Annotated in this window: 24 protein-coding genes and 2 pseudogenes; 22 read left to right on the top strand and 4 right to left on the bottom strand. The window is 66.8% G+C overall.

Going from position 1 to position 20712, the window contains the following annotated elements; genetic code table 11:
- Positions 1-107: 107 nt before the first annotated feature.
- The 5 genes and pseudogenes from mreD to A7A76_RS19045 all read left to right on the top strand — a co-directional run bounded on the left by mreD (position 108) and on the right by A7A76_RS19045 (position 5033).
- Positions 108-593, top strand: coding sequence for a rod shape-determining protein MreD (gene mreD, locus A7A76_RS19065; RefSeq protein WP_074861769.1), 486 nt, complete (start codon positions 108-110; stop codon positions 591-593).
- A gap of 1 nt (position 594) precedes the next feature.
- Positions 595-2463, top strand: a pseudogene (gene mrdA / locus A7A76_RS19060) (penicillin-binding protein 2); the annotation flags it as partial.
- A gap of 386 nt (positions 2464-2849) precedes the next feature.
- Entirely contained in the window at positions 2850-3965 is a 1116-nt protein-coding gene (gene rodA / locus A7A76_RS19055) for a rod shape-determining protein RodA (protein WP_206412690.1), read from the top strand.
- A 120-nt stretch (positions 3966-4085) separates the two neighbouring features.
- A complete protein-coding gene (locus tag A7A76_RS19050; protein ID WP_206412689.1) occupies positions 4086-4508 on the top strand; it encodes a hypothetical protein in 423 nt (140 codons plus the stop codon).
- Between the two features lie 93 nt (positions 4509-4601).
- Positions 4602-5033 carry a hypothetical protein gene (locus tag A7A76_RS19045; RefSeq protein WP_206412688.1) on the top strand — a complete coding sequence of 144 codons (432 nt, stop codon included), beginning with the start codon at positions 4602-4604 and terminating at the stop codon, positions 5031-5033.
- Between the two features lie 109 nt (positions 5034-5142).
- Here the strand turns inward: A7A76_RS19045 and A7A76_RS19040 are convergent, their stop codons facing one another.
- Positions 5143-5583 (bottom strand): hypothetical protein, encoded by a 441-nt coding sequence (locus A7A76_RS19040; RefSeq protein WP_206412687.1) that lies wholly within the window; start codon positions 5581-5583, stop codon positions 5143-5145.
- A 161-nt stretch (positions 5584-5744) separates the two neighbouring features.
- On the opposite strand from A7A76_RS19040, the gene A7A76_RS19035 reads away from it, so the two are divergent.
- From A7A76_RS19035 to A7A76_RS19015, 5 genes are all read left to right on the top strand, one after another.
- Positions 5745-5993 (top strand): helix-turn-helix domain-containing protein, encoded by a 249-nt coding sequence (locus tag A7A76_RS19035; RefSeq protein WP_206412686.1) that lies wholly within the window; start codon positions 5745-5747, stop codon positions 5991-5993.
- Between the two features lie 76 nt (positions 5994-6069).
- Positions 6070-6615 carry a gamma-glutamylcyclotransferase gene (locus tag A7A76_RS19030; protein WP_206412685.1) on the top strand — a complete coding sequence of 182 codons (546 nt, stop codon included), beginning with the start codon at positions 6070-6072 and terminating at the stop codon, positions 6613-6615.
- A gap of 77 nt (positions 6616-6692) precedes the next feature.
- Positions 6693-8102, top strand: coding sequence for an SIR2 family protein (locus tag A7A76_RS19025; RefSeq protein WP_206412684.1), 1410 nt, complete (start codon positions 6693-6695; stop codon positions 8100-8102).
- Between the two features lie 282 nt (positions 8103-8384).
- On the top strand, positions 8385-8765 hold the full coding sequence (locus tag A7A76_RS19020; protein ID WP_206412683.1) for a VOC family protein: 381 nt from the start codon (positions 8385-8387) through the stop codon (positions 8763-8765).
- 60 nt (positions 8766-8825) lie between these two features.
- Positions 8826-9167 carry a phosphotyrosine protein phosphatase gene (locus A7A76_RS19015; RefSeq protein WP_206412682.1) on the top strand — a complete coding sequence of 114 codons (342 nt, stop codon included), beginning with the start codon at positions 8826-8828 and terminating at the stop codon, positions 9165-9167.
- Between the two features lie 865 nt (positions 9168-10032).
- On the opposite strand, the gene A7A76_RS19010 is transcribed toward A7A76_RS19015, so the two are convergent.
- Positions 10033-10251 (bottom strand): hypothetical protein, encoded by a 219-nt coding sequence (locus A7A76_RS19010; RefSeq protein WP_206412681.1) that lies wholly within the window; start codon positions 10249-10251, stop codon positions 10033-10035.
- Positions 10252-10263: 12 nt separating this feature from the next.
- Between A7A76_RS19010 and A7A76_RS19005 the strand changes: the two genes are divergently transcribed.
- Positions 10264-10458, top strand: coding sequence for a helix-turn-helix domain-containing protein (locus A7A76_RS19005; protein ID WP_241201037.1), 195 nt, complete (start codon positions 10264-10266; stop codon positions 10456-10458).
- Between the two features lie 153 nt (positions 10459-10611).
- On the top strand, positions 10612-10998 hold the full coding sequence (locus tag A7A76_RS19000; RefSeq protein WP_206412679.1) for a hypothetical protein: 387 nt from the start codon (positions 10612-10614) through the stop codon (positions 10996-10998).
- A 99-nt stretch (positions 10999-11097) separates the two neighbouring features.
- Here A7A76_RS19000 and A7A76_RS18995 read toward each other — a convergent pair whose 3' ends face one another.
- Positions 11098-11250, bottom strand: coding sequence for a hypothetical protein (locus A7A76_RS18995; protein ID WP_206412678.1), 153 nt, complete (start codon positions 11248-11250; stop codon positions 11098-11100).
- Positions 11251-11535: 285 nt separating this feature from the next.
- On the opposite strand from A7A76_RS18995, the gene A7A76_RS18990 reads away from it, so the two are divergent.
- The 7 genes from A7A76_RS18990 to A7A76_RS18960 all read left to right on the top strand — a co-directional run bounded on the left by A7A76_RS18990 (position 11536) and on the right by A7A76_RS18960 (position 15473).
- Positions 11536-12171 (top strand): HEAT repeat domain-containing protein, encoded by a 636-nt coding sequence (locus A7A76_RS18990; RefSeq protein WP_206412677.1) that lies wholly within the window; start codon positions 11536-11538, stop codon positions 12169-12171.
- Positions 12168-12635 (top strand): OmpA family protein, encoded by a 468-nt coding sequence (locus A7A76_RS18985; RefSeq protein ID WP_206412676.1) that lies wholly within the window; start codon positions 12168-12170, stop codon positions 12633-12635. Before A7A76_RS18990 ends, A7A76_RS18985 begins: the two co-directional genes overlap by 4 nt.
- Positions 12636-12704: 69 nt before the next feature.
- Positions 12705-13370, top strand: coding sequence for an SIMPL domain-containing protein (locus A7A76_RS18980; RefSeq protein ID WP_206412675.1), 666 nt, complete (start codon positions 12705-12707; stop codon positions 13368-13370).
- Positions 13367-13837, top strand: coding sequence for a DUF1801 domain-containing protein (locus A7A76_RS18975; protein WP_206412674.1), 471 nt, complete (start codon positions 13367-13369; stop codon positions 13835-13837). The genes A7A76_RS18980 and A7A76_RS18975 overlap by 4 nt, the downstream gene beginning before the upstream one ends.
- A gap of 43 nt (positions 13838-13880) precedes the next feature.
- A complete protein-coding gene (locus A7A76_RS18970) occupies positions 13881-14279 on the top strand; it encodes a DUF1801 domain-containing protein (protein ID WP_206412673.1) in 399 nt (132 codons plus the stop codon).
- Between the two features lie 208 nt (positions 14280-14487).
- Positions 14488-14994: a YcxB family protein gene (locus A7A76_RS18965; RefSeq protein WP_206412672.1), complete on the top strand. Its 507-nt coding sequence runs from the start codon at positions 14488-14490 to the stop codon at positions 14992-14994.
- 5 nt (positions 14995-14999) lie between these two features.
- A complete protein-coding gene (locus tag A7A76_RS18960) occupies positions 15000-15473 on the top strand; it encodes a GNAT family N-acetyltransferase (protein ID WP_206412671.1) in 474 nt (157 codons plus the stop codon).
- A gap of 12 nt (positions 15474-15485) precedes the next feature.
- On the opposite strand, the gene A7A76_RS18955 is transcribed toward A7A76_RS18960, so the two are convergent.
- Entirely contained in the window at positions 15486-16616 is a 1131-nt protein-coding gene (locus A7A76_RS18955) for an alpha/beta fold hydrolase (protein ID WP_206412670.1), read from the bottom strand.
- 192 nt (positions 16617-16808) lie between these two features.
- On the opposite strand from A7A76_RS18955, the gene A7A76_RS18950 reads away from it, so the two are divergent.
- The 3 genes and pseudogenes from A7A76_RS18950 (at position 16809) to A7A76_RS26875 (ending at position 20361) form a co-directional block, all read left to right on the top strand.
- Complete coding sequence (locus A7A76_RS18950) at positions 16809-17243, top strand: hypothetical protein (RefSeq protein ID WP_206412669.1); 435 nt, start codon at positions 16809-16811, stop codon at positions 17241-17243.
- Positions 17244-17476: 233 nt separating this feature from the next.
- Positions 17477-18625, top strand: a pseudogene (gene mltB / locus A7A76_RS18945) (lytic murein transglycosylase B); the annotation flags it as partial.
- Between the two features lie 68 nt (positions 18626-18693).
- Positions 18694-20361, top strand: coding sequence for a septal ring lytic transglycosylase RlpA family protein (locus tag A7A76_RS26875; RefSeq protein WP_206412667.1), 1668 nt, complete (start codon positions 18694-18696; stop codon positions 20359-20361).
- Positions 20362-20712 lie beyond the last annotated feature (351 nt).

Raw genomic sequence — 20712 nt, 5'->3', positions numbered from 1 at the left:
CGTGCGTCCGCGCCGCGCGCGCCGGCCGCTGCACCGGCCCGCGCCGACCCGGCGCCGACCCGACCCGCGCCGACCCAACAGGGGCAGACCCAACAGGAGCCGCAGCGATGACCCGCGCCCGCCACCACTGGGTGCTGCCGGTCAGCCTCGTCGCCGCACTCGCGCTGAGCCTGCTGCCGATGCCGCAACTGCTGGCGCCGCTGCGCCCGTACTGGCTCGGCCTGGTGCTGGCCTACTGGGTGATCGAAGACCCCGACCGGGTCGGCCTGGGCTTCGCCTTCATCGTCGGCCTGTGCGGCGACCTGGTCTCCGACGGCCTGCTCGGCGAACAGGCGCTGCGGCTGGTGGTGATGGCCTTCATCCTGCAGCGCTTCCGCGCGCGCCTGCGCTTCTTCCCGCTGTCGCAGCAGGCGCTCGCCGTCGGCGGCCTGATGCTCAACGACCGCATCGTCACCGCTGCCGTGCACATGGTGCTGCGCGAGCCCTCGCTGCCGTCGGCGTACTGGTTCGCGCCGCTGACCGGCATGGCGCTGTGGCCGGTGATCTTCCTGCTGCTCGACGCGCTGCGTCTGGGCACCTGGCGCAGGCGCTGACATGGGCCCGCGCCGCCGCCTGCTCAACCGCCGCCCGCGCGTGCTCAAGAACACCGCGGCCGAGGCCGACCAGTTCCGCCTGCGCGCCGCGGTCGCGTTCTTCTTCGTCCTGATCGGCGTGGTTGGCCTGGGCTTCTGGTACTTCCGCCTGCAGGTCTGGCAGCACGACGACTACGCGATGCGCTCGGAGCAGAACCGGGTCAAGCTGCGCCCGGTGGTGCCCGGGCGCGGGCTGATCTACGACCGCCGCGGCCGCATCCTGGCCGACAACGTCCCCGCGTTCCGCATCGAAGTCACCCCGTCGGAAGCCGGCGACAGCGACAAGTGGTTGCCGCAGCTGGCGCGGGTGATCGCGCTGACGCCCGAGGACATCTCGCGCTTCGAAGCCGAGCGCAAGGCCACCCGCGGCTTCAAGCCGATCGTGCTGAAGATGCGGGTCAGCGACGAGGAGGTCTCGGCGTTCGCGGTCGACCGCTGGCGCTTCCCCGGCGTCGAGCTGGTGTCCTACCTCAATCGCCGCTATCCCTACGGCGAGTTGTTCGCGCACGTGATCGGCTACGTCGGCCGCATCGACACCAAGGACCAGGAAGCGCTCGGGGTCAATGCCGGCGTGCTGACCCACATCGGCAAGACCGGGCTGGAGCGTTCCTACGAACAGCAACTGCGCGGCCAGGTCGGCTACGAGCAGATCGAAACCAACGTCGACGGCCGCCCGATCCGCCAGGTCGGCCACGTCCCGGCCAAGCCCGGCGCCGACCTGCGCCTGAGCATCGACCTCGACCTGCAGCGCGCCATGGTCACCGCGTTCGGCGACATGGACGGCTCGGCGGTGGCGGTGGACCCGCGCACCGGCGAAGTGCTCGGCATGGTCAGCCTGCCGAGCTACGACAGCAACCTGTTCGTCAACGGCATCTCCAGCGCCAACTACAAGGCGCTGAACGACGATCCCTCGCGCCCGCAGTTCAATCGCAACGTGCTCGGCGGCGGCCCGCCGGGTTCGACCATGAAGCCGTTCATGGCCCTGGCCGGCCTCGACAGCGGCGCGCGCCGGCCCGAAGACAAGATCCTGTCGACCGGCGAGTTCCACATTCCGGGCCAGAAGCGCGGCTACCGCGACTCGCACGGCGGCGGCCACGGTTGGGTGGACCTGCGCGAATCCATCGCCCAGTCGGTCAACACCTACTACTACAAGCTCGCCCTCGACATGGGCATCCAGAAGGTCGACCAGTACATGCTGCGCTACGGCTTCGGCCAGAAGACCGGCATCGACCTGCTCGGCGAAAACGTCGGCATCCTGCCGTCGCCGGAGTGGAAGGCCAAGCGCAACAAGAAGGAAGGCTGGTACCCGGGCGAAACCGTCATCGCCGGCATCGGCCAGGGTTACTGGGTGGTGACCGCGCTGCAGCTCGCGCGCGGCACCGCCGCCATCGCCAACAACGGCACCTTGCGCCAGCTGCACCTTGTGCGCGAGATCCGCACCGGCTACGAATCGCCGTGGCTGCCGAAGGAGCTCGACGCGCCCACCCGCATCACCGACAACCCCGCCCACCTGCAGGCCGTGCACGAAGGCATGGAATCGACCATCCACGGCGGCCGCGGCACCGCGCGGATCATGGCGCGCGGCGCGCCCTACCGCATGGCGGGCAAGACCGGCACCGCGCAGAAGGTCAGCCGCAAGGGCAACGTCAGCCTCAACCCGCATTCGCTGCCGTACCACCTGCGCCATCAGGCGCTGTTCGTCGGCTACGCGCCGGCCGAGAACCCGACCATCGCGGTCGCGGTGGTGGTCGAACACGGCGGCTACGGCGGCAGTACCGCCGCGCCGATCGCGCGCAAGATCTTCGACGCCTGGCTGCTCGGCAAGATGCCCGAGGCCGAGCCCGGCAAGGACGGCAAGGACGCCAGGCGCGGCCCGCCGATCGCGCCGCTGGCGGTGGCGCCGGGTTCGGCACCGACCGTTTCGCCGGGCCAGAACGTCGGCGAAGGCGCCGCGGTGCCGGCCGAACATCAGGCCGTGGCGGTGCCGGTCAACGGCGCCTGGGCCAAGGCGGTGGCGCTGGCCAACGCGCGCGTCGCCGCCCAGCCCGGCCACGTGCCGCAGGCCGACGCCGGCAACGAATCCGGCCTGCGCCCGAACCTGCCCGGCTACGTGCCGCCGCCCGAGCAGGGCGCGCCCGCGCGCAACGACGACGCGCTGATCGAACCCAACCTCGACCCCGAAGACGACGACGTGAGCCCGACCGTGGAGCCGCAGCGGTGAGAGTGATCCTGCGCTACCTGTGGGACCTGGGCCTGCGCTTCACCCGCACCCTCGACCTGATGATGCTGGCCGCGCTGCTCGCGCTGATGGTCATCGGCCTGGCCGTGCTGTACAGCGCCGGCGAACACTCCACCCGCATGGTCTTCGCCCAGGGCTCGCGCTTCGCCGTCGGCCTGGCCGCGATGTGGGGCCTGTCGCGCATGTCGATCACCCAGCTGCGCAACTGGACGCCGGTGATCTACGCGGTATCGATGATCCCGCTGCTGGCGGTGCTGGCGATCGGCACCGGCAAGCACGGCCGCCACTGGATCGACCTGAAGGTCTTCTACTTCCAGCCCGCCGAGCTGCTGAAACTGAGCCTGCCGATGATGGTCGCCTGGTTCCTCAACCGCCAGCAGCTGCCGCCCAAGTTCGTCACCGTGTTGGCCGCTGGCGTGCTGATCGGCGCGCCGACCGTGCTGATCCTGCTGCAGCCCGACTTCGGCACCGCGATGCTGGTCGGCATCAGCGGCGCGTTCGCCTTGTACCTGGCCGGCCTGTCGTGGTGGTGGTTCGTCGCCGCCTTCGGCGCCGTCGCCGCGATCGCCCCGGCCGCGTGGTTCTTCCTGCTGCGGCAATACCAGAAAGACCGCATCCTGACGTTCCTGAATCCCGAAACCGACCCGCTCGGCACCGGCTGGAACATCATCCAGTCGAAGATCGCCATCGGCGCCGGCGGCATGACCGGCAAGGGCTGGCTGCAAGGCTCGCAATCGCACCTGAACTACCTGCCCGAACACACCACCGACTTCATCTTCGCCGTGCTGAGCGAAGAGTTCGGCTGGGTCGGCGTGATCACCGTACTGTCGCTGTACCTGTTCGTCGTCGGCCGCTGCCTGTGGATCGCCGCCGGCGCGCGCGACGGCTACTCGCGTTTGATCGCCGGCGCGTTGGGGCTGGCGTTCTTCGTCTACGTCATCGTCAACGGCGGCATGATTTCCGGGTTGCTGCCGGTGGTGGGCGTGCCGATGCCGCTGCTGAGCTACGGCGGCACCTCGGCCGTCTCGCTGCTGGCCGGCCTGGGCGTAGTCATGGCAGTACGCGCCCACAAACCCGTGCACGGCGGCCGCTGACCGCGTAAGTCGCGCTGCTTCCTGTAGGAGCGGCGCAAGCCGCGACCGCGAACCCGCAACAACGACGCAACCACGCAAATCCCCACCTTCGACAACTCCCGCTCCGAATACGGATATCCGATGAGCACACCCCAGCCAGCACCCCACGATGCCGCGCCGCCGCGCCCCGGCCGCTCACTGGCGACCCGATTCGCCGTGGCCTTAGTGGCCTGCCTCTCGTTGGGCCCACTCATGACCGGCCTGGGACTGTGGCTCGGCTTCTTGCCCAATCAATTCCCCGTCATCCAGAACCTGTACGCCGCAGGCCCCGCGGCGCACGCGGTATGGTTTGGCGCCGGCGTACTTGGAATTGCGGCGATAGTCGCCCTGCTGCGTGCTCCAAGGCTCGCGGTCGCCGTCTGCTTGGCATTCGCGATTGCTTACGTATTTGGCGCGCTGTGGCTGTTGGGCCAGTTCACGTTCGGTGCTTGGGCCGCGATTGCATCGGTGCCGCTGTCGATAGCGGCGGCGGTCGCCGAATCGCGCAGGGCGAGGCTGGCGTAACCCGCACTGCCCCGGTAGGAGCGGCGCAAGCCGCGACCGCGACACCGCACCAACGACGCAACCCCCAACCCCGCCCACCGCAAGGAGCAACCGATGGGCTGCGACATCCACGTCCACCTCGAACGCCGCGACGAACGCGGCCGCTTCGTCGAAATCCCGCAGGTGCCCGACGAATACCCGCTGGGCGTGCGCAACTACAGCCGCTTCGCCTTCCTGGCCGGCGTGCGCAACTGGGCCAACATCATCCCGCTCAGCTCCCCGCGCGGCCTGCCTCACGACGTCAGCGCCACCGTGCGCGCGCAATCCGACGAATGGGACGTCGACGGACACTCGCACTCCTGGTTGACCGTTCACGAACTGCTGACGTTCGACTACGACCAGCCGCTGCTGTTCCGCGAAGGAGGCCGCGACTCCCGCTGCACCGAAGCCACTTATCGTCAACTGCTCGACGAAGAGTTCCTGTCGGAACTGCGCGACTTGCAGGCATCCGGCGTCGCGCGCGTGGTGTTCTGGTTCGACAACTGACCTGTCGCGGAGCCTCGATTGCTCCCTGTAGGAGCGGCGCAAGCCGCGACCGCGGGCCACAGCGGCCAGCCCAAGCCGAATCCTAGCGAGACAGGCGTCCGTGCTCGTTTCAACCGTTTGCTGCTGCCTTTCCGGTTGTGCGTTGTGGCGCCGACTTCTTGCGCGTTTGCTTAAGGGCCTTAGCGGGCGGTTCGCGAAGCGCAGTACCGCCAGCCAGTTGCTGTGCTAATTCCGGATGCTCCCGGCAAAACTGCGCGTTGAGCGCTAGTTCGGTCCAGCGTTGAGCAGCTGCTAATTCATCGTCCGCTCGCTCGATCAAACGGCGTTGATGCTCAGAAGGTAGCGAATGTTCGATGGACTCCAGTGCGACATCCAGAAGGTCGCGTGCTTCGCTAATAACGTGGTGGTGCAGATCTAGGGCTTTGATGTAGAGGTAGTCGAGTAATTCTGGCGAAAGACGGGCGAGACAGGCTGGTGATTGAATGGGCTCGGCGGCGTCTTGGAGTAGTTCGGCTAGTAAGGCAGTGTTTGACGTGTTGGTTGTGGGCATCGCGTTGCGTCCTCTGCATCAGGTTGGGCCTCAGAGGTAGGTGTTGCGAGTGAGGCGGTGCTCGGGGAGGCTGGCATCCCAAGCTCAGGATATCTCGATTCGAGATATCTTGAAAGCAGATATAACTTGAGTGTGGTCCATACATTTAAAGGCCACACGAAATGCCAAAGAAGTCACTAAGAACGCACGAGAATTCGGTGCTTATTGGGTTGCTCAAAGAAGTTCGGCTCAAATCGGGGCTGACCCAAGTAGCCCTCGCAGAGGCTATTGGTCACTCGCAGTCATACATCAGCGATATTGAAAGCGGTGAGAAACGACTGGATTTAATACAACTTCGTGAGTATTGCGCTGCATGTGGTACGTCTCTGCTTATTTTTGTAAAGAGATTTGAATCCGCAGTTCAAGGGTGAGTGAAGCTATCTGCAAAGGTGGTTCTTTAATGAACATGCGGGCGCTTGCACCGTGCTTCGCGCAAAAGGAGGGGCGATGTGGGTTTTTGGTTATGGTTCACTTATGTGGGATGGCTGGGAAAATAAGTTCACCTGTCTTCAGAAGGTGCGTGGTGAATTGCTGGGCTATCGGCGTATTTTTAATAAAGCATCTGTAAAAAATTGGGGTGCTAAAGCGGCTCCGGGTCCAACTCTCAATCTTATTGCGGGTCAGGATTATATCTGCCGTGGGATGGCTTTTAACTTTCCTATTGCTCAGTCAGAAGAGATTGTTTCCTATTTGCGCAAACGCGAGGGAAAGGGGTTTTCCCTGGAGACACTAAAGGTCAAGACCGAGCTGGGCACGGAGGTGCATTCGATTGTTCCTCTCTACTACGGGTTGAACTTGGTTAATACTGATTCTGTGGAGGATCTTGCGGCTAAGGTGCTAAGCGCAAAGGGGGACGCCGGTACATGCCTTAACTACGTTAGAGGCGTTGCGGCAAAGCTTTCTGAACTCGAAATTTTTGATGATGAGGTCATCGCCTTGGCTCGCGAACTGGATAAGAACTGCGCTATGAGGGAGGCTAGTCTCAGTCCATGAGGCGGCGTTTTTCTAAAATGCATGAGAGTTGGGTCTGGTCGCATGCAAGGTGCTCATAAATACAAGGAAGAAGACTGATGGCTCGTAATTATTCGCAGTATCAGGAAGAGGTTGCGGCAGATGTCGCTGAAACCTTAAAGGATACCGGTTGCCAGCCGATTCTATTTGTCGGTTCGGGCTTCTCGAGACGCTATGCTAGTGCTCCGACATGGGATGCTCTTCTTAAAGATCTCGCTGAGAGGTGTCCCCTGATAGATCGCGAGTACGCATATTACAAGCAGAAATTCAAAAATCTGCCCGAGGTGGCTAGCGCTTTTGCTGAATCATATCGAGAGTGGGCATGGGGCTCGGGGAGGCTTGATTTTCCAGATGAATTATTCAATGAAAATGTGCCCTCAGACGCTTTCTTAAAGTACGCAGCAGCGCAATCTCTGCGTGGGTTGGGGCCGCAGTCAGATGATGAAAGCTTTGGATCGGAGGAGTTAGATAGAGAGATTGTGGCGCTGCAAGCCATCAATCCACACGCAATAGTCACGACTAACTATGATGAGCTATTGGAGCCTCTATTTCCCGAGTATGAGCGAATTGTTGGGCAGAGGATATTAAAGCAACCCTATCTTGCAATAGGTGAGATTTTTAAGATCCATGGCTGCGTATCGATGCCCGAATCCATCGTTTTGACGGATGAGGATTATGCGGTGTTCGATAAAGACAAAAAATACTTAAGCGCCAAGCTTCTGACCTACTTTGCAGAGCATCCGCTCCTTTTTATTGGGTACAGTGCGACCGACCCAAATATAAGAAGCGTCTTGTATGACGTCGACAGGATGATTCGAGCGGATTTCGATCTAATTCCTAATATTTATATTCTTGAATGGTCTTCCGATATTGACGAAAGCGCTTATCCGCCTAGGGATCGTGTTTTATCCGTTGGGGATGGTAGAGAGATCCGTATCAAGAGTATCAGTGCTTCCTCTTTCGAATGGGTTTATGAGGCATTTGGGAGCGGCGAGCCTCTTGAAAAAGTTAATATGAAGCTTCTTCGCTCATTGCTTGCTCGCACAGTCGATCTTGTGCGGAAAGATGTGCCGACTAAGCGCGTGGAGATCGATTTCGAAACACTTGAGCACAAATTAAGTGGGGCTGATGGGGTCGCGACGCTGCTCGGTGTGGCCGCAATTGATGATCCTACTAAGGTTAATGTGCAGTACCCATATACGATTTCTGAGGTCGCGGATCAGCTAAAGTTGGCGAAGGGCTGGAATGCTGTCAATAAGTACCTGCAGCAAATTGAGGCTGAGACTGGCGTAAATTTAAAGGGTTTCGACAATTCATATCATATTGGGATGCGCACCGGGCGAGGCAAGGCTAGCCGGACAAATAAATACTCTCAGGCTTTGGTGGACCTTATTGCGAAAGTAAGGGATGGCCAAAAATATGAGCTTGCGAAGGATTGTCTGCAGAGTGGTTCACGAAAAAAGCGCTGAGGCGCGCTTTGTTGCGAGATTTTCCGTGCGCGGCAATATCTAGCTTTGCTAGTGCATCTGTATCGCTAAATACACCCTCTTGTGGGAGGATTGATTTTTTTGGCGTGTCGATTTAAGCAAATAGAGGCCACAGTGGCCTTTCTCTCTATAAGCCGAGAAAGGCTACTCTGCTCCCTTTCTACTCGACCCCTTTTCTACTAATAAACATAGCCCCTCCAACGGGAGCCAGGGGAATTCCGCTTCGCCCCTTGTTTCCGACCACAAACATCGAAGGAACCCGCCATGCACCACTCGCGTCTTTGCGCCCTTCTCATCGACTGCAACACCTCCGACATCGACCGTGCCGCCCGGTTCTGGGCCGACGCGCTGGGCCGTCCGGTGGATCCCGATCATCCGGGAACCCGCGGCAACTACCGCATGCTGGAAACGCCGCCGGATGAGCCGATCGTGCAGATCCAGAAGGTCGACCACGAGAGTCGGGTTCATATCGATATCGAGACCGACGATATTCCAGCGGAGGTGGCGCGCCTTGAGGCGCTGGGCGCAACGGTGGTCGACCGCCTGGAACGCTGGGTGGTGATGCAGGCGCCTACGGGGCAGCGGTTCTGCGTGGTGCGGGTTCAGCGGCCTGGTTTCCCGAAGAACGCGACGGCGTGGGATTGAGCACGGACGCGCCAGCCGATTCGACATCAGTCGCCACATTCATCGAGTAACCGCCAGATCGTGCGCGACGAACCGCTCAACGTGCTTTTCATCTGCAGTCGCAACCAATGGCGCAGCCCAACGGCAGAAGCCGTGTGGCGCAACCAGCCGGACCTGCGGGTGCGCTCCGCGGGCACCAGCCCCAGCGCGCGCCGGCGCGTATCGGCCGACGATATCCGCTGGGCTCACCGCATCTTCGTCATGGAGAACAAGCATCGATCCCGGCTGATGGCCGAGTTCGGCCGCGTCATCGCCGACAAGCCCGTGCATGTGCTCGACATACCGGACGAGTATCAGTACATGGACCCGGAGTTGGTCGATCTGCTCGAGGCCTCTGTGGGGTCCATCCTCGGGCTGCCGTAGCCTTTTGTTCTCGACTTCGGTGCTGGGCGTCCACGCGTTTTCCGGTTCTTCTGCGGCCAGCGTCTGAAGCCGGCGTCTTAGCTGCACCCAAGGCGCGCTCCGTCTTGAACGTCACCGTCCGGTTCGCTGCGCCGTCGTGCCATCAGGGTGGCTTCATTGGCTCGTGATGGCCTTCGGCGGGCGCGGCCAGCCAACGCTCGTGGCCGCGCTCAATCTGCACGTCGCCGAGCCACCAGGTCAGCCGATCGTCGGGTAGCGGCAGTCTGGAGTTATCCGGGCCGTCACAACGTCTGCGCTGACTCGCAGGGGCCTTGCAGGGGTAGTGGGCAGGGCAGTTGCCATTCGTCAACTCTCGCAGTTGCTTCGCCGAGGCCTGGTTTCGGTCCGGGCCGCTTCAAGCGCGAGCCAAAAAGCTTTGCGCGCGAGCCGAAGGGCGTCGCACGCAAGGCTTTTCAGGTCTCCATCGGGCGATTTCTGCGCGCCCGCAAGCCGCGCCGGCCGGGTCGCCGCATCGCGCAGCCCAGCCGCAAGACGATTCGCCTCGCGCGCAAGCTGCGGATGCTTGCGCGCGACGGTTCGAGTCTTGCGTTCGCAACGCGCCGGGTGTCGCGCGCAAGCCGTTTGGCTTGCGCTTGGGCTGCCGCGGCTTGCGCTTGGTGCGAAGAGGCTTGCGCACGAGCCGTTTTGGCTTGCGAGCGCAACGCTTTGAGCGTTGCGCTCAAGCCAAATACGTCGCCGGCAACCTGCGCGGGGTTGCGGCCGGGTATCGGCGCGTCGCGCGCAAGCCGCGACGGGTTGCGGCCGGGGCTGCGCGGCTTGCGTTTGGGCCGCCGGCTCGCGCCGACGCCGCTATCCGCAACCCGCCTTACTTGCTCCGCACCGCGGCCGCCGGCTTGTCGGCCGTCGCCAATTCCTCCACGACCACCGGCCAAGCCGAGTCTCGCGGATCCAGCGCCGAGCGCAAATACGCCCAACTCAAGCGCTGCATATCCGCCAGCCGCTGCGGATCCTCATCCGTCGCCTCCTTCGCGTCGTACCCGCTGATCCCGCCGTACAGATGCTCGGCGCCGAACACCGTCAGCAACGTCTTCGGCGCATGGCCCTGGCGAAGAACTTCCTGCGCCGCGGCCAGGACGGATTGGCCGGCATCGCCGAGCGCGTGGGCTATGGCTCGGCGAGCGCGTTCAGCGCGGCCTTTACCCGTTTCGTCGGGGTCGCGCCTTCGCATTACCTGCGGTCGTTGGCGGTAGAGGCGGAGCGGGCGCCGCCGGCGATGGCGTCGGTGGAGTGATGCGCGCCGTTTGAACCCGTGCCGCTCGACCCCGGCGCCGCTCGCCCGCCGCTCCGGCCGCTCGCCGGCCGATTTCCCCACTCCGCAGATAAACCCCGCGTCGCCGCCGGCCCGGCGATAGCGTGCGATGGCTCCCCATCGAGGCCATCCCCCATGCTGACGTCGAGCGATTTCCTCCAGGCCGTGCGGCCGGCTTTCATCGTCTACGCCCTGGCCATGGCCTCGACCGGGGCGGCGCTGCGGTTCGCGCCCGACGATGCGCGGCAAGCGGCCGCGCGCACGCCGGCGGCCTTGCACTGGCTGCAGCGGACCCAGCGTTCGCTGGCGCACCCGTCGGCGGCGCCGTCGGTGGCGCTGGCGGCGCGGCCGCTGCGCGCGGGCTTTGGTACCGGTTATCGCGCCGGCCTCGGCGCCCAGGCCGGCCGTTGCGCCGCGACCGCCGCGCAAGCGTTGCCCGTCGACCGCGCGCGCGACATCAGGCGTTCGGTCACCGGCGTGGCCTCCATCGCCCGTTCGTACATGCCGTCGCAGGTCTTGTAGCAAAAGCCGTCGTGCACGGCGACGGTCTCGCGCGGCCGATGACGCCGGCCTTGATCGTGAGGTCGTGGCAACTGCGCGAAGCCTCGGACGAATAGCTGTTCATCGCGCAAGAGCCGGACTTGCACTCATGCCGACGTCGCAGGTGGCGACGATGTCGGCGTCTTCGCCGCAGGCGCCGCCGAGCTGGCGGACGACGTTCTTCTTGCCGAGGGCGTCGCCGGCGAAGGCGGCGGCGAGCAGGAACAGGCCCACGATCGGAAGGCTTCGGCTCCTGGTCTTCTCCGTGAACGCGACGACGGACGGCGCGCGCCGCGGAGGCGGCCCGGGGGCGACGGCGCTTGCGCGCGAGGGACTGGCCCGACGATGCCGGGCGGCGCGGACCACCGCCCGCAGCGATCTTAGGTGCGGCGCCGATCCGGCCGATGTGATTGGCGTTGCAGCGTGAGCGGCGGTGAGGCGGGCCGCGGCCGCGGCTCCGGCGGCGCGCGCTTTTCGCTAAGCTGGCCGCCAGCGCCCGCACGGAGCCGCCGCGCCGCCATGACCGACCTGAGCATCGAAACCACCCGTTTCCGCGAATGGGCCGGAGGCGGCCTGGGCCCGCGCGAGGGCCAGTGGGAATGCGACTACAGCGATTGGCCGGCGTGGCACCGCGCGGTGCTGGCCAAGGTGGACGAGTCCAACCCGCGCGGCTGGTCGCAGGCCGAGATCGGCCATGTGCTGTACGCGATCGCCCGCGACAACGACGCGCAATACCTGGTCCGCGAAATCCGCAAGCGCCGCCCCGGCGCGCTGCGTTTCCTCGCGCGCGCCTCGCTCGCGCAGGGCGAGGCCGATGCGCGCTGGCAACTGGCGGCGGAACTGGAGCATCTGGCCGAAGACGAAGAAGCCCAGGCGCTGCTGTTCGCGCTGGCGACCGACCAGGACGAGTACGTCCGCCGCCGCGCGATCCGCGCGCTGGCCGGCCTGGGCGTGCGCGCGGCCGAGGAACTGGCGTGGGCGGCGTGGCATCGCGCCGACGAGTACCAGGAGTGGGCGCGCATGTCGGTGCTGGAGTGCCTGCAGATGCTGGGTTCGCCGCGGCTGGAGCGGTTGTTGGCCGACGCCTTGCAGGACGAGCGGCCGTTCCTGCGGCAGTTCGCCGAACGGATGCAGCGCACGAAGGAGGGCGGATGAGGTCGCGCGAACGTATTCGCTGTTTGCTGTTCGCGGCCGGGCTTGCGTGCGTCCCCGCATCGACGACCGCTGCGCCCCTGGATATCCCGAGCGTCGAGTTTCAACCCGGCCGTCCACGCCAAGGCGAAACCCTGGAGCAGTCGTTGATGCCGGCTCGCGCGGGGCGGCCGACCGAGCTCGAAAATCTGCAGCGGGCGGCGCTGCTGCTTCAGACCCACAAACCGGCCAGATTCGAGGTGGCCGGCCACGCCGACAAGGGCGAATGCGCCGAGCCGGCGCAATGCGATGCGCTCTCGCAGCGGCGGGCGCAACTGGTGTTGGGTTACTTGATCGATCACGGTATCGATGCGCGTCGCTTGCTCGGATTGACGGGCTATGGCGCCGAGCGCCCGATCGTGACGGATCCGCGCCCCGGCCAGGATCGCAGCCTAAACCGGCGCGTGGAGTTCAATGAAGACGTCTGAGGCGTCGTGCACCGCCTCGGTGTCGCGCCAGACTTTTCGCCACAAGCCTTTTCACTACGGAATCCGCTAATGCTCCAGCCGCCCGACCGCATCGAAACCCAAGTCACCCGCGAGGCCTGGGTCAAGCCCGTCGGCATCGTCTTGCACGTGCATGTGGTCGGCACCGTCGTGGTCGGTTCGATGGCGGCGGTGCGCAAGAGCAAGGAGCTGGTTGCGATCCAGGAACTGATGCGCGGGCTCGGCGTCGGCGAGGACAAGATCCGCGTGGACGCGCTGACCTTTGCCGCCGGCGAGCGCTGGTTCTCCGGTTCCTCGGTCGAGATCGACCTGGAAATCCGCGACCTGCCGCCGCAATCGGTGCCCGAGGCCTTGGCCGGGCTGTCGGCGCTCAAGGGCGTGGCCTTGCGCAACATGCGCCGCGAGTACGGCGCGCTGACCGCCGAGCGCGACGAACTGCTGCGCGCCGCGGTGGCCGAGTCGATGCGCCAGGCCAAGCTGATCGCCGATGCCGCAGGGCTGACGCTGCGTTCGGTCCACAGCCTGTCGCAGCAGTGGTCCGAGCCCGGCGAGCCGGACGAGCCGCACTACGGCGGGGCCCGCACTATGCGCGCCAAGCTGGCGGCCAGCGTCGAGGACATGAAGGGCTATCAGCTGGTGGAGAACCATGAAGGCAAGTTGGCGCTGACGGTGCGGATGGAACTGCGGGTGGGCGAGTTCGCGGAGCCATCGCGATGAGCGCCAAGGACAAGGCCGCGCGCCCGGCCCGGCGGAATCCAGGCGCGCGTGAGGCGACGTCCGCCGCACCGCGCCTGCTCTACGGCGGCAATCCGCAAATACCCAAGGGCTACGGCGACGCGCCGGTGCAGGCGTATATCGCCGCCATGCCCGGCTGGAAGCGTGAAGTCGGCCGGCGCCTGGACGAACTGGTCGAGCGCACCGTGCCCGGCGTGCGCAAGGCGGTGAAGTGGAACACGCCGCTGTACGGGGTGGAGGAGGGCGCCTGGTTCCTCGCCATGCATTGCTTCGATCGCTATCTCAAGGTCACCTTCTTCCGCGGCGACGCGCTGGACCCGCCGCCGGCGCAGCCGTCCAAGGTCGAGCACGTGCGCTATCACCATATCCACGAGCACGATCCGTTCGACGAAGCGCGCTGGGCCGATTGGATCGCCCAGGCCAGCCGTCTGCCCGGCGAGCGCATGTGAGGCGCGCGGCGCCGGTTCCGTTCACGACTACAGGACATTGCGCATGAAAAAGACCGCTGGCTCCGAGGCCACCTCTTCCGCCACCGCGTCGCAGCTGATCGACCAGCGCATCCAGGAACTGGGCGATTGGCGCGGCGAAACCTTGGCCCAGGTGCGCAAGCTGATCCTCGAGGCCGACCCGGACGTGGTCGAGGAGTGGAAGTGGCGCGGCGTGCCGACCTGGTCGCACGCCGGCATCCTGTGCACCGGCGAGACCTACAAGCGCGCGGTCAAGCTGACCTTCGCCAAGGGCGCGTCGCTGCCGGATCCGAAGAAGCTGTTCAACGCCAGCCTGGACGGCAACACCCGCCGCGCCATCGACATCCACGAAGGCGACAGGATCGACGGCAAGGCGCTGCAGGCGCTGATCCGCGCGGCGGCGGCGCTGAACCTGTCGAAGTGAGGCGGCGTCGCGTGGGGTAGTCCGGTCGTGGCCGCGGGTGTCTGCGCCGCGGGCGCCGCCGCGCGCACGGTTTCGACCGCGGCCGCGCGGCCACGTACACTGGCCGCCCCCGCGAGGCCGGACCTGGATCCAGCCCGTGCCCGACGCCGGCGCGAAGGAATCCGCGCCGCCGACTCCCTTCGAGTTTCCACTCATCCGCGCCGTCGCTATGGATCAGCCCCAGGATCTTCGCCTTTCGTTTTCGCCCAGCCCCTGGGAGCGCGTCCGCCTCGCCGCGGTGATGCAGTTCCAGCGCAGGCTGTTCGTGGTCTTCGTCCTGGCCTGGCCGATGGTCGGCATCACCTTGGCGGTGATCGCGCTGACCTCGGACCTGCCGGTCGGCGCGACGGTATGGCGGCTGGTCGCGTTCTGTTTCGCGCTGATGCCGGTCGTGCTGGCGATCAGCGCGATCGGCGCGTTGGTCGTCGGCGGGCGCATGCGCGAGCCGTTGAACTACGCCTTCGACGGCGGCGGCGTCCACGTGTGGACCAGCGCGTTCCAGCACACCCACGCCTGGAGCCAGATCGTGCGCATGAAGCGCAGCGGCGGGTTCCTGCTGCTCTTCGTCTCGCCGCGCCAGGCCCACGCCATTCCGCTGCGGGTACTGACGGGGCCGCAGGAAACGGCGCTGACCGCGCTGGCGCGCGCCCACGGGGTCGGCGCGGCCGCCGGCTGATGCGCGTGCGCGCCGCCCGCGCCGACGACATCCCGGCGCTGCTGGCGATCTTCCGCGCCGCCGTGCGCATCACCGCGGCCGGCGATTACAGCGCCGAACAGATCGACGCCTGGTCGCCGCCGCACTGGCCGCCGGCGCAGTGCGAAGCCTGGATCGAACGGGTGCGCGCGCTGCATCCGTTCGTGGCCGAGTTCGACGGCGTCCTCGCCGGCTACGCCGACCTTCAGGACGACGGGCTCATCGACCACTTCTACGTCTCGCCCGACTTCGCCCGCCGCGGCGTCGGCGCCGCACTGATGGCGCAACTGCTGGCCTGCGCGCACGAGCGCGGCCTGCCCGCGCTGCATTCGCATGTCAGCCGCACCGCGCAGCCGTTCTTCGCCCGCTTCGGTTTCGAAGTGACGGCGCAGCGCCGGCCGCTGGTGCGCGGAGTGGAAGTGCCCAACGCCGAGATGCGTTTGTCGCTGCGCGGCCGCTAAGGCGCGCGGCGCTTACGGCGCCGCGTCCCCGACCTTTTGCGCATACGGCCGCGCCTGGTTCACCAGCGCCAGCAGGAACTTGCCCGGCTCTTCGGTCATCGGCATGTGCGCGGAGTTTTCGAACCACACCAGCGCCTTGCCCGGCGCCTTCACCTGCGCGTACCACTCGGCGGCGACGTCGGAGTTGACGTTGGTGTCGTGGCGGCCGAGCAGCAGGATCAGCGGGCAATCCAGGGTCTTGCCGGTGGCGAGGTTCTGGGTCATCAGCTGCGGCAGCAGGATCGGGGTGGCGAAGTCGTTGCCCTTCCACACTCCGCGCAGTTGTTCGTCGTCGTAGTCGGGCGACAGGCGCGCCAGCACGCTGTCGTCGTCGTTGTTCTGCCGGTACGCCATCGTCCCGCCATAGCGCTGCAGCCATTTGCGTTGCGCGTAGATCTGCTGGATCGTCGGCGGCTTGCCCGGCGCGGCGTAGGGCGCCAGCGCTTCGAGTTCGCGCACCGCCTCGGCATTGCCGTCGCGCCTGGCCGCGTCCAGGGTGGCGCGCCAGCCGCGGCGCTCGCTCTCGGCCACGTCGGTGGCCTGGCCGACGCCGATGTAGGCGTGCAGCCACTGCGGATGCCGGCGCGCGGTTTCCAGGCCGAGATAACTGCCGTAGGAATGGCCGAGCAGGAAGATCTTGTCCTTGCCCAGGTCCTTGCGCACCCAGGCGACCATTTCCTCGACATCGGCGATCATGCGCTCGGGCGTCAGCGTCGGCGCGATGCGTTCCTGCGGCGTCAGCAGATGGGTCTTGCCGGAAGCGCGCTGGTCCCAGTGGACCACGGTGAAGTATTCCTGCCAGCCGCGGCCGTTCCACCAGCTCATCGGCATCGACACATAGCCGGGGCCGCCGTGCACCACCAGCAGCACCGGGTTGCGGCGGTCGTTGCCGCGGATCGACACCCACTGCTCGATGCCGCCGATGCGGACCTTCTCGCTGCGCTCGATGCCGTTCGGGGTCACGATCCGGCGCGCCTGGGCGACGACGGCGATGGCCTCGGCGCGATTGGCCGGCTTGACCGGCTGGGGCGCCGGCTCGTCGGCGTGCGCGGCGCCGGCGGCAAGGGCCGCGGCGAAGACGAGAGTGCGGGCGAGGATGTTCATGCGGGCTCCGGGCGAAGGACGGGCGATGGTGATCCTGGATACGGCCTAGGCGGGATCGGTTTACACGGTTCGCGGCATCCGGCTTCCGAAGCGCGTGCGGACTGCCGCAGGCGATGCGCGAGCGCCGGTCCGGCGGCGGGTAAGCTGCGCGACATTGCGCGCTCGCACCGCGACCCCGCCGACGAAGACAGCATGAGCGACGCCTTCCTCACCGCCACCGGCACCCTGCGCTACAGCCCCGCGCTCGGCAAAGCCGGCCATGCCCGCCGCGACGGCGGCAGCACGCAGTGGTGGCTGATCGTGGAGTGCGATCCCGAACTCGGCCGTTATCTGCGCCATCAGTTCCTGCTCGGCCATCGCCGCAGGCGCCGTCTGCAGGCGCCGCTGTGGGGCGCGCACATCTCGGCGATCCGCGGCGAGCGGCCGCCGCTGGGGGCGTTGTGGAAACGCTGGGACGGAGACACGGTCGAGTTCGAATACGATCCTGCGGTGCGCGAGACCGACGGTTTCGTCTGGTGTCCGGTGCGGTGCGAGCGGCTGCTGGCGCTGCGCGAGGCGCTGGGGCTGGCGCGCGAGCCGGAGCCGGCGTTGCATCTGACCATCGGCAATTCGCGGCTGGGGGAGTGAGGGGGCGGCGCGGCGATTTGAGCGGAAGGCGTCGGGACTGAAGTCCCTCCCACAGAAAGCCCGTCACGAGTGAGGGGGCGGCGGTCGGGATCGGGGGCGGGGACGTGCCCTCTGTTCATGTTTCCGGACGGCCCGCAGGCGTCTGCACTTCGCAAACCCTACATGAATAAAATCGGTTAAGTCCCGCAATGCCAAGGTTTTTTGCCTCGCAATCGCGTGCTACTCTCGCGCCGATGACCCGACGCCACACCGCCCGTTGCGCCCTGTTCGGCGCGCTCACGATCGCGTTGGCCGCCTGCGCTACGCAGGCGCCGATCGCGCCCATCGCCTCCGCCCAGGCCGCGCCGCCGCAAGCCGCCGCGGCGCCGGCGCCGGTCAAGCCGGCCACCCCGGTGGTCGGCACGCCCGCGCTGCCCGAGCCGGTGGTGCAGATGCCGCTGGAGCAGGCCCGCGCCCAGTTCGTCGCCAACACCGCGATCCAGTACGGCCTGGAGCCGGCCTATATCGAATCGGTGCTGGCCAAGGCGCAGATCAAGGACGCCATCGTCGCGGCGATGTCGCGGCCGGCCGAGGCCAAGCCGTGGCGCGATTACCGGCCGATCTTCATCACCCAGGCGCGCATCGACGGCGGCAAGGCCTTCCTCGCCGAGCATCGCGCCCAGCTCGAGCGCGTGCAGGCGCAGACCGGCGTGCCGGCCGAGATCATCGTCGCCATCGTCGGCGTCGAGACCAGCTTCGGCAAGAACACCGGCAAGTACAACGTGGTCGATGCGCTGTACACGCTCGCCTTCGCCTATCCGCGCAGCGGCGATCCGGCCAGGCTCGATCGCGAGAACCGCCGCGAGGCGTTCTTCCGCGGCGAGCTGGCGCAATTGTTCGCGCTGGGCAAGGAAGAGGGCATCGACATCACCACCCTCACCGGCAGCTACGCCGGCGCGATGGGCTGGGGCCAGTTCATGCCGTCGAGCTACCGCGAGTTCGCGGTGGACGGCGACAACGACGGCAAGCGCAATCTGTTCACCGATCTGGACGACGTGTTCGCCTCGGTCGCCAATTACTTCGTCAAGAAGGGCGGCTGGGTGCGCGGCGGCCCGGTGGTGGCGCGCGCCAGCCGCGACGCCAACGCGCAGGATTTCGCGCCGGAGAGCATGGACCCGGTGTATTCGCTGACGGACCTGGCCGCGCGCGGCTACCGTCCGCTGACCCCGGTGGCGCCGACCGAGACCGCGACGCTGCTCAATCTCGACGGGGCGAACGGTCCCGAATACTGGCTCGGTTTCCGCAACTTCTACGCGATCACCCGCTACAACATCTCCAAGCATTACGGCATGGCGGTGTACCAGTTGGCGGAAGCGATCGCCGGACGGGAGAATCCCTTGGCCACTGCGACCGCACCCACCGCGCCCGCCGCCGCGCCGGCGCCCGCCGTCAAACCCCAGGCGCCGCGCCCATGAGCGCCGGCGCGCAGCGGCCGTCGATCGATCTGATCGGGCGGCTGGTCGTCGCCGCGCTGCCGCTGGCCCTCGCGGCCTGCGCCAGCTCGCCGAAGAAATCCAGTTCCGAAGCGCTCGCATTGCCCGACCGCGGCCGCGTCCACAGCTCGGCGCTGGCGCATAGCGGCGGACGCAAGAAATCGCCGTACGCGCCGGCCCAGGAAGACCTCAGCAAGCGCGGCAACTACAAGGCCGGCGGCCTGTACGCGCCGGGGGTCAAGGACAGCACGCCGGACTACATCCCCGACGTCGATTCGATTCCCGAACCCGAAGTCGTCGCCGAGGCGCGCTCGCAGTTCGGCAACCGTTCGCCGTACGTGGTGCTGGGCAAGACCTACAAGGTGCTCGACTCGCACGACGATTACGTCGAGACCGGTACGGCTTCTTACTACGGCCAGAAATTCCACGGCCGCCGCACCTCCAACCTGGAGGTGTACGACATGTACGCCTTCACCGCCGCGCACAAGTCGCTGCCGCTGCCGAGCTTCGCCCGGGTCACCAACCTGGACAACGGCAAGTCGGTGACGGTGCGGGTCAACGACCGCGGCCCGTTCCACGACGACCGCGTGATCGACCTGAGCTACGCGGCCGCGGTCAAGCTGGGCATCACCCAGCGCGGCACCGGCCGGGTCGAGGTGCGCGCGCTGCATCCGGGCGAAGCGGCGCCGCCGCTGTACGCCAGCGCCGCCAACAATCCGCCGCCGGCGCCCGCTGCCGCCGCCGCGCCGAAGACGCCCAGCGCGATGGACCGCCTGGTTTCGGCGATGCCGATCGCCAGCGCCAACGCCGGCGAACTGCCGCCGGGCGTGCGCATCGCCACCGGCAAGCCGGCGCCGGTCAACGCCGGCGCCAGCGCCGCGCCGGTCAGGACCACCGTCGCCACCGGCAAGCCCGCGCCGGTCGCGGCGGCCGAGCCGGTCAAGACCACGGTGGCCACCGGCCAGCCGGCGCCGGTCAAGAGCGCCGTCGCCAGCGCCGCGCCGACGGCCGCTTCGGCCGTGGCCGGCAAGCCCGGCCCGCACGACTACCGCTTCGACATGATGCAGAACGGCAAGTCGATGACCGCGGACGAATTCGACGCCTGGATGAAGTCGCGCCAGGTGCGCGTGGCGACCGGCCAGCCGGTCGCGCCGCCGCCGGCCAAGGCGCTGACCAAGGCCGAAAAGCGCGCGCTGGAGAAACAGCAGCGCGAGCAGCAGAAGCTGCTGGCCAGGCAGCAGAAGGAACAGCAGCGCGCGCTGGCCGAGGCCGAAAAGGCCGCCAAGAAGGCCGGCAGCGCCGTCCCGGCTACCGCTGTCGCCGCCGCCGCGTTGCCGGCGCCGCCGGCCGCGCCGCCGCCGCCGACTCCGGCCAAGGCCGCCGCGGTGGTCGCCGCCAACACCCCTTCGGCCGGCGATGTGACCCTGCAGGTGGCCAGCTTCTCCGCCCGCAGCAACGCCGACCGCGCCCTGGGCATGCTGCGCGGCGCCGGCATCGCCGCGGCCCGGCTGCTCGACGGCAACGCCGCCAACGGCCAGAAGATCTGGCGCCTGCGGGTCGGCCCGCTGCAGGCCGACGCGGCGCCGGAACTTGCCGCCCGCATCGTCGGTCTGGGCTTCGGGCAGCCGCAGCGCGTTCGCGACTGAGGCGCCCGTCTGAACGGGCGCGACTGAACGCGCACCGCCGGCCAACAGGGCCGGCGGCTGCAAGCGCCGCCCATCTCAGGCACGATGCACGCCTCGCGGACCGCAGCAGGAAGGCACGGTCCGGCCACATTCGACGGTGGCCGCCAGGACGGCGGCGCCGACCTCCAAGCCTTGCGGCCGGCACGGTACCGGTCCCGGAGACAGTTCAACGATGAGTTCCCGCTTTAAGAGAATGGCCCCGCGCGCGGCCGCCTTCGCCGCGCTGACCTCGGCCTTCCTCGCCACCGCCGTCGCCGGCCTGGCCTCGGCCCAGGCGCCCGCGGCCAAGCCCGCCGCCGCTGCCGCCACCCC

The organism is Lysobacter enzymogenes (assembly GCF_017168095.1).
GTDB lineage: Bacteria > Pseudomonadota > Gammaproteobacteria > Xanthomonadales > Xanthomonadaceae > Lysobacter > Lysobacter enzymogenes_D.
The sequence above is the reverse complement of the archived record's forward strand: the minus strand, read 5'-3'. Positions and strand labels throughout refer to the sequence as shown.